13 protein-coding genes are annotated in these 14,221 nt (G+C 75.5%); 8 read left to right on the plus strand and 5 right to left on the minus strand.

Features of this window, described 5'->3' with window-relative positions; all coding sequences use genetic code 11:
- A partial coding sequence (locus tag ACWEQL_RS22230; RefSeq protein WP_452152021.1) for a sensor histidine kinase occupies window positions 1–1,191 on the minus strand: 1,191 nt, incomplete at its 3' end.
- Window positions 1,192–1,608: 417 nt separating this feature from the next.
- On the opposite strand from ACWEQL_RS22230, the gene ACWEQL_RS22235 reads away from it, so the two are divergent.
- From ACWEQL_RS22235 to ACWEQL_RS22255, 5 genes are all read left to right on the plus strand, one after another.
- Window positions 1,609–2,166 carry a GlcG/HbpS family heme-binding protein gene (locus ACWEQL_RS22235; protein ID WP_452152022.1) on the plus strand — a complete coding sequence of 186 codons (558 nt, stop codon included), beginning with the start codon at window positions 1,609–1,611 and terminating at the stop codon, window positions 2,164–2,166.
- Between the two features lie 153 nt (window positions 2,167–2,319).
- Entirely contained in the window at window positions 2,320–2,736 is a 417-nt protein-coding gene (locus ACWEQL_RS22240) for a PPOX class F420-dependent oxidoreductase (protein ID WP_452152051.1), read from the plus strand.
- A gap of 56 nt (window positions 2,737–2,792) precedes the next feature.
- Window positions 2,793–3,218 carry a YunG family protein gene (locus ACWEQL_RS22245; protein ID WP_452152023.1) on the plus strand — a complete coding sequence of 142 codons (426 nt, stop codon included), beginning with the start codon at window positions 2,793–2,795 and terminating at the stop codon, window positions 3,216–3,218.
- Between the two features lie 219 nt (window positions 3,219–3,437).
- A complete protein-coding gene (locus ACWEQL_RS22250; protein WP_452152024.1) occupies window positions 3,438–4,019 on the plus strand; it encodes a flavodoxin family protein in 582 nt (193 codons plus the stop codon).
- Window positions 4,020–4,392: 373 nt separating this feature from the next.
- Window positions 4,393–5,487, plus strand: a complete 1,095-nt coding sequence (locus ACWEQL_RS22255; RefSeq protein WP_452152025.1) for an LPXTG cell wall anchor domain-containing protein — start codon at window positions 4,393–4,395, stop codon at window positions 5,485–5,487.
- A gap of 88 nt (window positions 5,488–5,575) precedes the next feature.
- On the opposite strand, the gene ACWEQL_RS22260 is transcribed toward ACWEQL_RS22255, so the two are convergent.
- Window positions 5,576–6,352: an aquaporin gene (locus ACWEQL_RS22260; RefSeq protein WP_452152026.1), complete on the minus strand. Its 777-nt coding sequence runs from the start codon at window positions 6,350–6,352 to the stop codon at window positions 5,576–5,578.
- A gap of 158 nt (window positions 6,353–6,510) precedes the next feature.
- On the opposite strand from ACWEQL_RS22260, the gene ACWEQL_RS22265 reads away from it, so the two are divergent.
- Window positions 6,511–7,302: a MerR family transcriptional regulator gene (locus ACWEQL_RS22265; protein ID WP_452152027.1), complete on the plus strand. Its 792-nt coding sequence runs from the start codon at window positions 6,511–6,513 to the stop codon at window positions 7,300–7,302.
- Window positions 7,303–7,324: 22 nt separating this feature from the next.
- On the opposite strand, the gene ACWEQL_RS22270 is transcribed toward ACWEQL_RS22265, so the two are convergent.
- A complete protein-coding gene (locus ACWEQL_RS22270) occupies window positions 7,325–8,269 on the minus strand; it encodes a helix-turn-helix domain-containing protein (protein WP_452152052.1) in 945 nt (314 codons plus the stop codon).
- Between the two features lie 399 nt (window positions 8,270–8,668).
- Between ACWEQL_RS22270 and ACWEQL_RS22275 the strand changes: the two genes are divergently transcribed.
- Complete coding sequence (locus tag ACWEQL_RS22275; protein ID WP_452152028.1) at window positions 8,669–9,307, plus strand: RNA polymerase sigma factor; 639 nt, start codon at window positions 8,669–8,671, stop codon at window positions 9,305–9,307.
- On the plus strand, window positions 9,304–10,740 hold the full coding sequence (locus ACWEQL_RS22280) for a hypothetical protein (RefSeq protein ID WP_452152029.1): 1,437 nt from the start codon (window positions 9,304–9,306) through the stop codon (window positions 10,738–10,740). The genes ACWEQL_RS22275 and ACWEQL_RS22280 overlap by 4 nt, the downstream gene beginning before the upstream one ends.
- A 65-nt stretch (window positions 10,741–10,805) precedes the next feature.
- Here the strand turns inward: ACWEQL_RS22280 and ACWEQL_RS22285 are convergent, their stop codons facing one another.
- Both ACWEQL_RS22285 and ACWEQL_RS22290 read right to left on the minus strand, forming a co-directional pair.
- Window positions 10,806–12,302 carry an aminopeptidase P family protein gene (locus ACWEQL_RS22285; RefSeq protein ID WP_452152030.1) on the minus strand — a complete coding sequence of 499 codons (1,497 nt, stop codon included), beginning with the start codon at window positions 12,300–12,302 and terminating at the stop codon, window positions 10,806–10,808.
- Between the two features lie 154 nt (window positions 12,303–12,456).
- On the minus strand, window positions 12,457–13,896 hold the full coding sequence (locus tag ACWEQL_RS22290; RefSeq protein ID WP_452152031.1) for a PP2C family protein-serine/threonine phosphatase: 1,440 nt from the start codon (window positions 13,894–13,896) through the stop codon (window positions 12,457–12,459).
- Window positions 13,897–14,221 lie beyond the last annotated feature (325 nt).

The following is a 14,221-nucleotide window of genomic DNA, read 5'->3' on the forward strand; positions in this document are numbered from 1 at the left end:
GTCCGGCCCGGCGCCGGTGATCGCGCCCGGGCCGGCGGCCTCCGACGGGAGGCCGAAGCCCCGGCCGTCGTCGGCGATGTCCAGGACGGCCTGGTCGCCGAGGAAGGACAGGGTCAGCGCGGCGGCCGAGGCGCCGGCGTGCTCGCGGACGTTGGCCAGCGCGCCCTGGGCGATCCGCAGCAGCGCCGACTGGGCGGCGGGCGACAGCGGCACCGGGGTGCCGTCCAGGTGGAAGCGGACCGGCAGGCCGCTCTCGGCGGACTCCCGCTCGGCCAGCGCCCGCAGCGCCTGGTCGAGGGTGCGGCCGTCGGCGAGCTCGGCGGGCGCGAGGTCGTGGACGAAGCGCCGGGCCTCGGCGAGGTTGCGGCCGGCGACCTCGGCGGCGGTGCGGACGTGACCGCGGGCGGTGGCCGGATCGGCCTCCCAGGTGCGGTCGGCGGCCTGGAGCAGCATCTGCTGGCTGGACAGCCCCTGGGCGAGGGTGTCGTGGATCTCCATCGCGAGCCGTTCGCGCTCGGCGAGGGTGCCCTCGCGCCGCTCGGTGGCGGCGAGCTCGCGGCGGGTGCGGACCAGGTCGTCGATCAGCGCCCGCTGCCGCTCGGACTGCCGCTCCATGTACAGGAAGACCGCGGTGGCCAGCGCGGCCACGGCGGGCGGGAGCAGCAGCAGGTTGGCGTCGACCGGGCCGGGCAGCCGTGCCTCGCCGACCACCACCAGCAGCGTCAGCGTGGCGACCAGCGGGATCGCGGCCCGTGGGGGGAGGGTGCGCAGGGCCGTGTAGACCAGCGGGACGGCGCACCAGGAGAAGCTCGGTGCCAGCAGCACCAGCACCACCCAGAGCGCCACCACCGGCGCCAGCGGCCAGACCCGGCGCCGCTCGGGGCCGGCGGGCGCGGCGCGGCGGCCACGACCGGCCGGGCGGCGGCCGGGGAGGTGGTCCGGTCGGTGGTCGGGGTGCCGGCCGGGGAGGTGGTCGGGGCGGCGGCCGCGGCGGGCCAGCCAGGAGCCGGCCAGCTGGGCGGCGGCCAGCGCCACGCTCAGCCCGATCACCCACGGCAGCCGGGGGTTGCCGGGGTGGCGGTCCAGGTAGCGGCTCAGCGAGGTGGCGAGCAGCAGCAGGAACGCCGAGTCCAGGACGACGGCCAGACGGCCGGCGTCCGGATCGCCCGGCGGGTGGGACGGCTGCTGCACCGGGACTCCTTCCACGACTGTCCGGCTGCCACGACCGTGCTGCGGCCACGGTCGGCCGGTACCCGGACCGGTCGGGCCGGGGCGGGCCGGTCCGCGGGCGGGCCGTGGGGCGGGACACCGGCGCCGACCTGCGCCGATCCCTCGATGGTGACCCGCGCGGCCCACCCGCGCATCAGCCGATCGGTTGACCCCCGTGTCCACCATCATGCCCGCGGGCGTCCGCCGGACCGTCGATCCGCCGCAGGGGTACGCGGCCGGAGGATCGATGCAGAGCCACCGGGAGGGCGCCGCACGAGCGGACCGCCCCGGTCGGCCGGATCGCCCGATCGCCCCGAGCACGCCCGACGCGTCACCCCGACCGCGTCACCCCGACCGCGTCACCCCCGACCGCGTCACCCCCGACCGAGGAGCCGGACCGTGAAGAAGACCGCCCGTACCAAGGTGCTGACCGCCACCGTCGCCGCCGCCGCGCTGGCCGCCGCAGGCTTCGGCGCGGTGTCCGCGAGCGCCGACACCACCGACACCCCGGCCGCCACCGCGCCGGTCAAGGTGGACGTCCAGAACAAGAACCTCGCCCAGACCACCGGCCTGAACATCGAGGCCGCGACCAAGGCCGCGCAGGCCGCGCTGGACGCCGCCAGCAAGGCCGGCCAGAAGGTCTCGGTGGCGGTCGTGGACCGGGACGGCGTCACCCGCGTGCTGCTCAAGGGCGACGGCGCCGGCCCGCAGTCGCCGGAGTCCGCCGAGCGCAAGGCGTTCACCGCGGTCTCCTGGAACGCGCCGACCTCGGAGCTGACCAAGCGCCTGGCGCAGGCCCCGAACCTCAAGGACATCCCGGGCACGCTGTTCCTGGGCGGCGGCGCCCCGGTGCAGTCGAAGGGCGCCCCGGTCGCGGGCATCGGTGTCGCGGGCGCGCCGAGCGGCGACCTGGACGAGCAGTTCGCCCAGGCGGGCATCGCGGCGCTCAACAACTGACCCGCGCCCCCGGGGCACCCGGACCATCCCGTACGGAGCGGCCGGGGCGGGCCCCCGACCGTCCCGGCCGCCCGGCTCCCCGGCCCGCCCCCGGTTCCCCGTTTCACGGGGCCGGGGGCGGGCCGGTCCGCCAGGATGGACCACATGCCACAGATGACCGAGCCCGAGTGGCGGGCCTTCCTCTCCGCCGGCACCCGTACCGGCAAGCTGGCGACCACCCGGGCCGACGGCCGCCCGCACGTCGCCCCGGTCTGGTTCCTGCTGGAGGGCGACGAACTGGTCCTGAACACCGCCGCCACCAGCGTCAAGGGCCGCACGATCGCCCGGGACGGCCGGGTGATGCTCTGCGTGGACGACGAGCGCCCGCCGTTCTCGTTCGTCCTGGTCCAGGGCACGGCCACGATCAGCGAGGAACTGTCCGAGGTGCGTCACTGGGCCGCCCGGATCGCCGCCCGCTACATGGGCGAGGACCTCGCGGAGCGGTACGGCGAGCGCAACGGCGTACCCGGTGAGCTCCTCGTTCGGGTGAAGATCGAGAAGGTGACGTCCGAACGGGGTGTGGCCGACTGAAGTCGGACGGCTGAAATGCGGTGCCGGTGTCAGTACCGCATGGCAGGCTTCCCGGCATGACGCCGTGGACCCTCACCGACATCGAACGTGCGATCCGAGCCTCCTGGGGCGTCGACACCTGCGCTCCCGAGGACCTGGCCCACTGGCATCCGGACAATCCCGCGCGCGGCCAGTGCGGGGTGACGGCGATGGTGCTGCACGACCTGCTCGGTGGCGAGCTGATGATGGGCGAGGTGCACGTCGGCGGCGTCCGGACGGACCTCCATTGGTGGAACCGCTTCCCGACCGGCGCCGAGATCGACCTCACCCGGGAGCAGTTCGGCCCGGACGAGATCGTCGGCCCCGGCCGCCCGGTCGCCCGCCCGCAGCGCCCCGGCCGGCTCCAGGCCGAGTACGAGCTGCTGCGCGACCGGGTGATCGCCGAGCTGGAGGCCGGGCGCACCCGCCGCCAGGCCCGGTTCCGGGAGCGCGCCCGCGCCTGAAAGGTGGCGCGGTTACTCGCCCGCTCGCCCATCGACCGGCTCGGGGCGGGGCTCGCCCGCTCGCCCATCGACCGGCTCGGGGCGGGGGCCTCGCCCCCGGCCCCGTCCGGGCGGTTCGGACCCGCACGCAACGGAATGGAACCCAGCACCGCCGACACCTGCCCGTCGCAGGCCGGCCGTAGGCTCGGTCTCCCTGTCCGTTGTCCGTGAGGAGTACCGATGCCAGGTCGTGCCGCGTCCCCCGGCGCCACGCGCAAGTTCCTCTTCCTGAACGCGAGTTCACGCACCGACGGGAACACCGAACAGCTCGCCGTGCTGGCCGCCGAGGCCAGCCTGCCGCCCGGTGCCCAGCAGCGCTGGATACGCCTGGACGAGCACCCGCTGCCGCCCTTCCAGGACATCCGGCACGCCGGCGGTCCGCGGAGCTACCGCGAACCCGTCGGCCACGCGCGCACCCTGCTGGACGCCACCCTGGACGCGACCGACCTGGTGTTCGTCGCCCCGCTCTACTGGTACGGGCTGCCGGCCAGCGCCAAGCTCTACCTGGACCACTGGTCCGACTGGCTGCGGGTGCCCGGGGCCCGCTTCGCCGCGCGGATGGCCGGCCGTACGGTCTGGGCGGTGACCGTGCTCGCCACCGAGCGGCACAAGGCCGACCCGCTGGTCGGCACCTTGCGGCTGACCGCCGACTACCTGGGGATGCGTTGGGGCGGGGTGCTGCTCGGCAGCGGCGACCGGCCCGGTGACGTCCTGCGCGACCAGCGGGCCCTGATCGCGGCCAAGTCCTTCTTCGCCGACTGACCCGGGACGGGCCGCCGGCACCCGCCGACCGGGCAGCCGGGGTGTGCCGGCGGACCGCCGGGCGGTGTCGCAACGCCCCGGCGGTCCGGTCGACCTCGTGCCACCGGAGGGCCGTGCGACGCGGCCCTCCGGACGTGTACCGGACACCCGCGGGTCACCCGGCGGTCGGGCGCAAATGCCATTCCCGGTGACGGGGTTGGGCCAACCGGACAGCCCCGGCGGGGTTCTCGCGGCCGGAGTGACCCCCGCCTTCCGGGCCGGCCGGATCATTCGGTAGTCTCCGTCGGACTTTCAGCTTCGCGGGGGGCTTGCTGTCCGTCAGCCGTGCCCGCCGCGCCACCGGGCCGAGCCCGGACACTCTCGTGAGGTTCCCTTGTCCGTACGTCGCAGTCTTGCCCTCGCCGGCGCCGCCGCGCTCGCGTCCTCGATGGTGCTGGCCGGTGCCCAGGGCGCCGTGGCCGTAGGCACCGCCTCCTCCCCGTCCGCCACCGCCGCGCCCCAGGCCGAGAAGGCGGCGCGTCAGAGCCTCGACCTCTCGGTGCACGGCGTGCCCAAGGAGTTCTTCGCCGGCGGTGACGCCCGCGAGTTCACCTTCAAGGTCGACAACTCGACCAAGAACGACTTCGTCCTCTTCCCGCTGCTCAAGTTCAAGAACAAGGCCGAGAGCCTGCGGGCCGCCGACCTCAAGGTCGAGTACCAGCTGCCCGGCGGCAAGTGGCTGCCCGCCAGCCTCGCCCCCGGTGGCGACGGCGACGACTCCGGCGTGCTCCTGCTGCTCGGCGCCCTGGACAACGGCGACGCCGACGCCGGTTCCATGCTCCGCCTGGACAAGGGCACCGCGGTCGAGATCAAGGTCCGCGCCTCGTTCACCAAGAACGCGCCGCTGGGCAAGGCCGGCGTCGTGCCGGTCTCGTTCTCCGCGCCGCTCGACGACAAGGGCAACCCGATCAGCGAGGGCGACTTCAGCTGCGAGGGCATCAAGGGCGCCGGCTTCACCATCAAGGCCGCGCCGAAGCCCAGCCCGACCCCGACCGCCTCGGCGACCACCGGCAAGCCGAGCCCGACCGCCTCGCCGTCGGCCAGCACCAGCTCCTCGCCGACCGCCTCGCCCTCGGCCAGCACCAGCGCGTCCCCGAGCGCGAGCGCCACGGCCTCCACGAGCGCCACGGCCTCGCCGAGCGCGTCGACCTCCGCGACCACCGTGCCGTCCACCCCGGTGACCACCGGTGGTCCCCAGGAGCCGATCGACTTCCCGGTCACCGTTCCCAACGTGAACCTGCCGAAGGTCACCCCGGCCGTGGTGTCCAAGGCCAAGACGGTCACCGGCAAGGGCTCCGGCAAGGACCTCGCGGCCACCGGTGGCGGCGACAACACCACCGCCATCGCGGCCGCCGGTGGCGCCGTGCTGGCCGCCGGTGTCGGCACCCTGGTCGTCCTGCGCCGCCGCAAGGCCGGCCAGCAGGGCTGATCCCGGGCCTGACCCGAGGTGCCCCGGTGGGCGGTCCCCGAGCGGGACCCGCCCACCGGGGCACCGGTCGTTGCGGGGCCGTACGGGCTCAGGAGGCCCGCGCGGCGCCCCGGTCGCCCTCCGCGGCGACCCCGGCGCCGGACCCCTCCGGTGCGAGGGCCCGTGCGCCCGCCGGACGGCCGTCGTCGCCGCCGCCGAACAGCAGCGCCGCCAGTGCCGTACCGGCCACCGCCCCGGCGCACTGGGCCAGTACGAAGCCCGGCACCGAGCCCGGCGCGATGCCCGCGTCGCCGCCGGTCAGCGTGCGGGCCAGGGTGAGCGCCGGGTTGGCGAAGCCGCCCGAGGAGGTGGCCCAGCAGGCGGCGACGGTCCACAGGCCGACCGCCGCCGGCACCAGCCGTCCGCGCCCGCCGCGCACCAGCCCGCCGATCACCAGCAGCAGGGTCCCGGTGGCCACCACCTCGCCCAGCCGCAGCGCGCCGCCGTCGCGGTGCCGGGTGGAGAGCTCGACCAGCGGGCGCCCGTACATCGCGGCGGCCAGGACGGTTCCGGCGACCGCCCCGGCGGTCTGCGCCGCCGCGTAGCCGCCGAGCGCCCGCAGGCCGGCGCGCGAACGGTCGCCGGTCCACCAGGCGGCGGCCGAGACCAGCGGGTTGAAGTGCCCGCCGGAGACCGGGCCGAGCAGGGCGATCAGGACGGCCAGGGCGAGCGCCGGGGCGCCGACGCCGGCCAGCAGCCCGACGGCCCCGTCGGTGCCGAGCGCGGCGGCCTTGAACCCGGAGCCGACCACCACGGCGGTCAGGACGGCGGTGCCGGCCAGCTCCGCGGTCAGCCGGGTCACCAGGGGCGCAGGGGTCGTGGTCATGGCCACATCGTCGCGAGCCCGTACGGGCGCGGCAATTGGCCGGTCGGCCCAAGCGGGGTCCGGGCCCGGCCCGCGCGCTCGGAGACTCCTACCGTGTCGCACCGGCGGCGCCCCCCGGGAACCGGGTTGACTCTCACGCGACGTGAGGGCGGAGGCTGGTGGTCGAGCGAGAAGGGAGCGACCCGGTGAAGGACGGGTACTCGGTGGGCGAGGTCGCGAAGGTCGCCAAGGTGACCGTGCGGACCCTGCACCACTACGACGAGATCGGGCTGCTGTCGCCCGAGGGCCGTACCGCGGCCGGCTACCGCCGGTACCGGGACACGGACCTGGACCGGCTGCAGCAGATCCTGTTCTACCGCGAGCTCGGCTTCCCGCTGGAGGAGATCGCGGCCATCCTGGACGACGGTTCGGTCCACCCGACCGAGCACCTGCGGCGCCAGCACCACCTGCTGACCGAGCGCATCCGTCACCTCCAGGACCTGGCCGCGGCCGTCGAACACGCCATGGAGGCACGGAAAATGGGAATTCAGCTGACCCCGGAGGAGAAGTTCGAGGTCTTCGGCGAGGACTACCGCGAGGAGTGGGAGGCCGAGGCCGAGCAGCGCTGGGGCGGGAGCGACGCGTGGAAGGAGTCGCAGCGCCGCACCGCCACGTACGGCAAGGCGGACTGGCAGCGTATCCAGGCCGAGGGCGAGGCCCTCAACGCCCGCCTGGCGCAGGCCTTCACCGCCGGCCTCGCAGCCGACTCCGGCGAGGCCATGGACCTCGCCGAGGTCCACCGCGCCCAGATCACCGAGAACTTCTACGACTGCCCGTACGAGATGCACCGCTGCCTGGGCGAGATGTACGTCGCCGACCCCCGTTTCACCGCGACCTACGACAAGGTCGCCCCGGGCCTCGCCCTCTGGCTGCGGGACGCGATCACGGCCAACGCCGACCGCCACGCCTGACCGGGCCCGGCCCACGGAGGGCTCAGGCCGCGCCGCGCCCGAAGGAGCGGCGGTAGGCGGTCGGGGAGGTGCGCATCACCCGGCCGAAGTGGTGGCGGAAGGTGGCGGCGGACTCGAAACCCACGGCGGAGGCGATCTCCTCCACCGTGCCGTCCGGCGCCTCCAGCAGCGGCAGGCTGGCCGCGATGCGCTGGGTGACGACCCAGCGCATCGGGCTGGTGCCGTTGCGGGCCGTGAAGTGCCGCAGGTAGGAGCGGTCGGACATCCGCGCCGCCCGGGCCAGCACCGAGACGGTCAGCGGGTCGGACAGGTGGTCCATCGCCCACCGCATGGAGCGCGCGACGCCGTCGTCCTCCTCCTCGACCGGCCGGACGGCGGCCTCGATGAACTGGGCCTGCCCGCCGTCCCGGTGCGGGGGCACCACGAAGCGGCGGGCCACGCTGTTGGCGACCTTGGCGCCGTGGTCCCGGCGCACCAGGTGCAGGCACAGGTCGATGCCGGCCGCGCTGCCCGCGCTGGTCAGCACGTCGCCGTTGTCCACGTACAGCACGTCCGGGTCGACCAGCACCGAGGGGTGGCGGCGCTGGAGCAGCTCGGCGTACCGCCAGTGGGTGGTCGCCTCGCGGCCGTCCAGCAGGCCGGCCGCGGCCAGTGCGAAGGCGCCCGAGCAGATCGACACGATCCGGGCGCCGCGCTCGTGCGCGGTGCGCAGCGCGGTGACCAGTTCCGGCGGGACTTCCCCGCTGAAGGCGTTGGCCACGCCGGGGACGACCACGGTGTCGGCGGCGGCCAGTTCGTCGAGCCCGTGCTCCGCGGTGATCGAGAAGCCGCCGACCGCCGCGAGCGGGGTGCCGGGCCGGTCGGCGCACACCTTGAGGCCGTACCAGGGGGCCGCCAGCAGCCCGCTCAGCTCCGGCCGCGCCAGCCCGAACACCTCGACCACCACGCCGAGTTCGAACGGCGCCATGCCCTCGAAGGCGTACACGGCGACATCGTGCACCGGCTCGGGGCGACGCCCGATCGTGACGGCCACCGGCCCGGCCGTACGCTCCTGTGTCACGGGTCCTCCTGGGTCCTGCCCGCCGTCGTGCCCGGTGATGGGCGCGGCGGCGGTGAGTGTACTGCTCCGGGCGTCCGGAAATCCCTTCGAACCGGGGCGCAACCTCCGGCCGTCCCGCACGTCCATGGAGACGAGGGTGGGGCCGGGCCGCGGATCGGGGCCGTCGGTGCGGTCCTTCGACCATCCATCACGTGCCTGACGGGGGCGGCTCTGCCGTACCCCGTCCCGGGGGAAAGCAGTACGTACATGTCCATGGCCATGGGGCCGATCGCGGGACCGGTGGGGGCGCGCGGATCCCTTCGCGGAATGGTCCGGCTGTTCTTCGGGGCTCCTGCCGCCCGGCCGGCGCGGTTGCCCGGCGCCGGGGAGGACGGCGCGGCGGACCCCGGCGCGGGGGGCGCCCAGGGCCGCTCGGGGTTCCGGCTGTTGCGCGGCGGCCGCGGTCGGTCCGAGGAGGAGCGGCCCACCCTCACCGACCTCTACCACGTCCACCGGCTCGGCCTGGTCCGGATGGCCGTCCTGCTGGTGGACCATCAGGACATCGCCGAGGACGTGGTCCAGGAGGCCTTCACCCAGCTCTACCAGCGGCACGGTGAGCGGCTGGACGACCTGGACAACGCGCTCGGGTACCTGCGGACCGCCGTGGTCAACGGTGCCCGCTCGGTGCTGCGGCGGCGCAGGACCGCCCGCGAGTACGTGCCGCCGCACGAGGCCGACGCCCCGTCGGCCGAGGACCACGCCGTCCTCAACGACGAGCACCGCAGGGTCCTGGTCGCCCTGCAGGAGTTGACCTCCCGCCAGCGCGAGGTGCTGGTGCTGCGCTACTGGTCCGACCTGTCGGAGGCGCAGATCGCCGAGGCCCTGGGACTCTCCCGGGGCGCCGTGAAGTCCACCGCCAGCCGGGCCCTGGACGCCCTGGAGAAGCATCTGGAGAAGGTTCGATGACCAAGAGGATCCCCGGTCGCCGGGACGGCGACGGCAGTGACGGCGGGCCCGATGAGACGCCCACCGAACGGCTGCTGCGCGAGGCGCTGAACGCCCGCGCCACCCTCGTGACGGTGCACGACCTGCGCCCGGCCGCCCCGCCCGGCGGCAGGGGCCGGATGCGGCGGCTGAAGCCGGTCTACCTGGCGACGGCCCCGCTGCTGGCGCTGGCCGCGGCACTGGCGATCGGGGTGCTGGGGTTCCGGGCCGACATGGTGGCCGACCGGCAGCGGAACCCCGATCCGGCGGCCACCCTGTCCGCCTCGCCGACCCCGACCCCGCTGCCCACCCCCGAGCCGAGCCCGACCGCCACGGCGACCGACGGGGCCAGCCCGGCGGCCGTCGAGGAGACCGAGCCGCCCGAGACGGCGGACCCCCCGGGGGCCGCCGCGACCACCACCGCGGCGGCCGGGCCGGCGACCCCGTACACGTTCCGGGGCGTCAGGTTCAAGGTCCCCTCGGGCTGGCGGGTCGTCCCGCCCGACCCCGAGAGCGAGAGCCTGTGCGTCCTGAGCCCCGGCGCGCCCCGCTCGGCGACGGCCGCGGACTGTTCGCCGTACGGCGCCATGCTGACCGTCCACGACCGCGTGCCCGAGCTCTGGCCGTCCCAGTACTTCCTGCTGAGCCGGGACGGCTGGGGCTCGCAGCCGTCCTGCCCGGTCTGGGGCAACCCCAACCCGGGGGACCCGGCGAAGCCGCCGATGACCGACACCTATGCGGTCACCCGCGACATCGTGGCGGGCCGGGCGGCCTACAAGGCGCAGTGGCACGTCACCTGCAACGCCAAGGAGTCCTTCACCGCCCAGCTGTGGGGGCTGCCGCGGGACCAGGTCTTCCTGTCGGCGATCGGCATGACGCCCGAGTACCAGCCGGGCCTGGTGTCGATCCTGGACACCCTCGACGTCAGCTCCCACCCGGTGCCGCCCACGCCTTCCTACAAGAACGACGTCTCGGTCACGGTGTCCGGCCTGGCGACCGCCCAGCAGGTGTCCAACAACGGCGCCGAGACCACCGTCTCGGTCACCTTCAAGAACACCGGCACCACCGACTACGCCAAGATCCAGCCGGTGTTCGTCGCGGAGGACTACGCGGGCTCGCCGGGCGGGTCGGTGCCGAGGACGGCGGGCACGCTGCAGCGCGAGGACCCGTCCGGCTGGACCACCCTGCCGCTGGGCGAGGGCGACGGCAAGGAGCGCGCCTCGATGGGCGAGGACGCCGCCTTCCCGCTCGCACCGGGCCAGAGCCGCACCGTCAAGTACCGGATGAAGCTCACCCGGGAGGACGGCGCGGGCGTGCTGCCGGTGACCGTGTCGGCGGTGCGCGCCCTGCCGGGGACACAGGAGTACGAGACCGTCGGCGAGCGCAGCGTCCCCGTGCGGGTGGTCGCGCGCTGAACGGCCGGGGGCCGGCCTCCCGGGTGCGGGAGGCCGGCCCCTCGTGGCGTGCCCGGGGGCCGGGGTCAGGCGAGCGACGCCATCCAGGCCTCGATGTCCTCGGCGCGGCGCGGCAGGCCGGCGGAGAGGTTCTCGTTGCCCCCGGCGGTGACCAGGATGTCGTCCTCGATGCGCACGCCGATGCCGCGGTACTCCTCGGGGACGGTCAGGTCGTCCTGCTGGAAGTACAGGCCGGGCTCGACGGTCAGCACCATGCCGGGGACGAGCAGCGCGTCCACGTGCTCCTCGCGGCGCGAGTGCGCGCAGTCGTGGACGTCCAGGCCGAGCATGTGGCCGGTGCCGTGCAGGGTCCAGCGGCGCTGCAGGCCGAGCTCCAGGACCTTCTCGACGTCGTGCACCGACGGGTCGAGCAGGCCCCAGGCGAGCAGGCGCTCGGCGAGGACCCGCTGCGAGGCGTCGTGGAAGTCGCGGAAGCGGGCGCCCGGCCTCACGGCCGCGATGCCGGCCTCCTGGGCGTCGTACACCGCCTCGTAGATCTTGCGCTGCAGGTCGTCGAACCGGCCGTTGATCGGCAGGGTGCGGGTGACGTCCGCGGTGTAGAGGGTGTGGGTCTCCACGCCGGCGTCCAGCAGCAGCAGCTCGCCGGGGCGGACGTCGCCGTCGTTGCGCACCCAGTGCAGGGTGGTGGCGTGCGCGCCGGCGGCGCAGATGGAGCCGTAGCCGACGTCGTTGCCCTCGACCCGGGCGCGGCGCCAGAAGGTGCCCTCGATCCAGCGCTCGGAGGTGGCGACCGCCTGGCCCATCTCGCGGACCACGTCGGTGAAGCCGTTGACGGTGGCGGTGCAGGCGGCGCGCAGCTCGCCGATCTCCCACTCGTCCTTGACCAGGCGCAGGCCGCTCAGGAACTCCTTGAAGCCGGCGTCCCGGTCGGCGTCGAGGACGTCGGCGAGGGCGGCCTCCAGGCCGGCGTCGTAGCCGCGCACGATCCGGGTGGGCGCGTCCGAGGCCTTGGCGCGCTCGGCCAGCTCCTCGGCGGCCCTGCGCACGTCGCGGGCGGGCAGCCCGAGGAGCTGCTCCTGCTCGGCCAGGCTGTGCCGGCGGCCGACCCACAGCTCGCCGTAGCCGTCCAGCCAGAACTCGCCGTTCTCGCGGTCGGAGCGCGGCAGCAGGTACAGGGCGAAGTCGTGGCCGCTCGCGCCGGTGGGCTCGGCGACCAGCACCGCGTCCTCGGTCCGGTCCCCGGTGAGGTGCACGTACTCGCTGGCGGCACGGAAGCTGTAGTCGGTGTCGTTGGCGCGCACCCGCAGGTTGCCGGCCGGGATCACCAGGCGCTCGCCCGGGAAGGCCTCGGAGAGCCGGGCCCGGCGCTCGGCGGCGTACGGGGCCTGGGCGACCGGCGCGAGGCCGTGCAGCTCGGTGTCGGCCCAGCCGGACTTCATCGAGGCGGCGAGTTCGTCGGAGACCTCGGAGTAGAGGCCGTTCTTGCGGCCCTTGAACTCCTGCGGCTCCTCGCCGGCGGCCTCGGGGTTCTCCGCCACTGCCGGGCTGCGGTCCTCGGTCACGTACGTCGCCTCCTTGCGATGGGTGCCGTCCCATGGGGGTCCCCCTGGGCCGGAGGGCCGGGGGCGCGTCGGATCGCGACACGCGTGGGCGGCCGTGCGTCCATGGTACGGACGCCCGGCCGCCGTTGTTCGGGGCGGTGGCCGCGAGCAGGCCTTACTCGAAGCGCACGGCGAGCAGCACCAGGTCGTCGGTGGCGGTCCGGCCGGCGTCCGGGTCCACGCAGGTGGCCAGCAGGTGCGCGCAGAGCCGGTCCGGGTCGATCCGCACGTCGCGCGGGGCGTCGGCGGCGGCCCGGCGCAGGCTGGACTGCCCGGAGTGCAGGGTGGGGCCGCAGCGGCGGGCCAGCCCCTCGGTGTACAGCAGCAGGGTGTCGCCGCGCTCGGCGGTCAGCTCCACGCCGGGCGCCTCCCAGCAGGCCAGCACGCCGAGCGGCGCGGACAGCGAGGTCTCCACGAACTCGGCGCCGTGCCGGCCGACCAGGACCGGCGGGCAGTGCCCGGCGCCGGCCAGGGTGATCCGGCGGTCCTCCGGCTCCACCCAGGCGTAGACCGCGGTGGCGGTCCGGGTGGGCTCGGTGGTCTTGAGCAGCAGTTCGAGGTCGCCGAGCACGGAGACCGGGTCCTCGCCCTCCAGCACGGCGTACGCCCGCAGCGCGGCCCGCACCCGGCCCATCGCGGCGGCGGCGCCGGGCGCCGAAGCGGGACCTGCGCCCGGCCCGTCGCCGGAGACGCTGCCGACGGTCAGGCCGAGGGTGCCGTCGGGCAGCGGGATGGCGTCGTACCAGTCGCTGCCGTAGGAGCGGTCCAGCCCGGCCGGCAGCAGCCGGGCGGCCAGCCGCAGTCCGGGCACCTGCGGGAGCCGGTCGGGCAGCAGGCCGCGGCGCAGCGCCTCGGTGGTCCGCCGGACCCGCTCGGCGTCCAGCTGCTTGGCCAGCAGCGGCGCGGCGACCTCGCAGTACCGGGCGGCGAGCTCGCTCTGGCGTTCGGTGGGCCCGGCGGGCTCGTCGTAGAACCAGAGGGCGGCGGCCAGCGGTCCGTCCTCGTCGGTGGCGAACGGCAGGCCGTAGCAGCCGCCGAGGCCGAGGTGGGCGGCGAGCTCGCGCAGCCGACCGCCGATCGCGGGGTCCTCGGCGAGGTCGTGGGAGGCCAGCCGGTCCGGCCGGTCCCGCTCGCGCAGCAGCCGGGCGACCAGGCTCTGCTCGGGCGGGACGGTCTCCAGCGAGCCGAGGCTGGCCCGGTCCAGGCCGAGGCCGACGGGCTGGCCCGGGCCGCCGTCGGGGGCGGCGGTGACCAGCAGCGCGCGCCGGGCGCCGAGCAGCGCCGCCCCGGAGGCCAGCACGGCCGCCAGGGTCCCGTCGAGCCCGCGGGCCCGGGCGAGCAGCCCGGTGTGCTCGTGCAGGCTGGTGAAATCGGACAGCCGTCCGGCCAGACGGTCCTGCACCGCCGGGACGGGCGGCGCGCCGTTCTCCTCCGCCGCGGCGGGCGCCGGGCCGGGGAAGCCCGGCGGGTCGAGCACCGACAGGCCGCCGGCGCAGCCGGCCTCCGCGGGCTCGGCGGGCGACGGTGACGAGGACGGCGGGTGGGACTCGATCATGCCGCCACTCCTGACGCGGTGGTACGTGTCATGCGGAACCCCTAGGGATACGGCCGAACGGAGCGAGCACGGCCGAAGGGCGCGTTTCGCCTGGATTCGCTACTTCTCGTCATTGATCGTCAGCAATGCCACCACTTCTACACAGCCCATTCGGGGCATGTCCAGATCCGTGGCACCCGCCGCCGGTCCGTCCCGCACCCCCGCGGCGCCCGCCCGGGAGCGCGTCCGGGCCGGTCGGGGGCCCGCCGGGGGCATGGGGCGGGCGTTCAGCGGGCACACCCGTGGTGACCGGGTCCGCCGGCCGTTCCGGATCGTACGCACCCGC

It is taken from the genome of Kitasatospora sp. NPDC004240, from assembly GCF_053603215.1.

What these genes read in the sequence shown, in the direction of transcription:
- ACWEQL_RS22240 (WP_452152051.1), top strand. Translation starts at nt 2,320, where the DNA reads ATGACCGAGCCCGAGTGGCGGGCCTTCCTCTCCGCCGGCACCCGTACC.
- ACWEQL_RS22290 (WP_452152031.1), bottom strand. Translation starts at nt 13,896, where the DNA reads ATGATCGAGTCCCACCCGCCGTCCTCGTCACCGTCGCCCGCCGAGCCC.
- ACWEQL_RS22250 (WP_452152024.1), top strand. Translation starts at nt 3,438, where the DNA reads ATGCCAGGTCGTGCCGCGTCCCCCGGCGCCACGCGCAAGTTCCTCTTC.
- ACWEQL_RS22275 (WP_452152028.1), top strand. Translation starts at nt 8,669, where the DNA reads ATGGTCCGGCTGTTCTTCGGGGCTCCTGCCGCCCGGCCGGCGCGGTTG.
- ACWEQL_RS22280 (WP_452152029.1), top strand. Translation starts at nt 9,304, where the DNA reads ATGACCAAGAGGATCCCCGGTCGCCGGGACGGCGACGGCAGTGACGGC.
- ACWEQL_RS22245 (WP_452152023.1), top strand. Translation starts at nt 2,793, where the DNA reads ATGACGCCGTGGACCCTCACCGACATCGAACGTGCGATCCGAGCCTCC.
- ACWEQL_RS22260 (WP_452152026.1), bottom strand. Translation starts at nt 6,352, where the DNA reads ATGACCACGACCCCTGCGCCCCTGGTGACCCGGCTGACCGCGGAGCTG.
- ACWEQL_RS22270 (WP_452152052.1), bottom strand. Translation starts at nt 8,269, where the DNA reads ATGGCGCCGTTCGAACTCGGCGTGGTGGTCGAGGTGTTCGGGCTGGCG.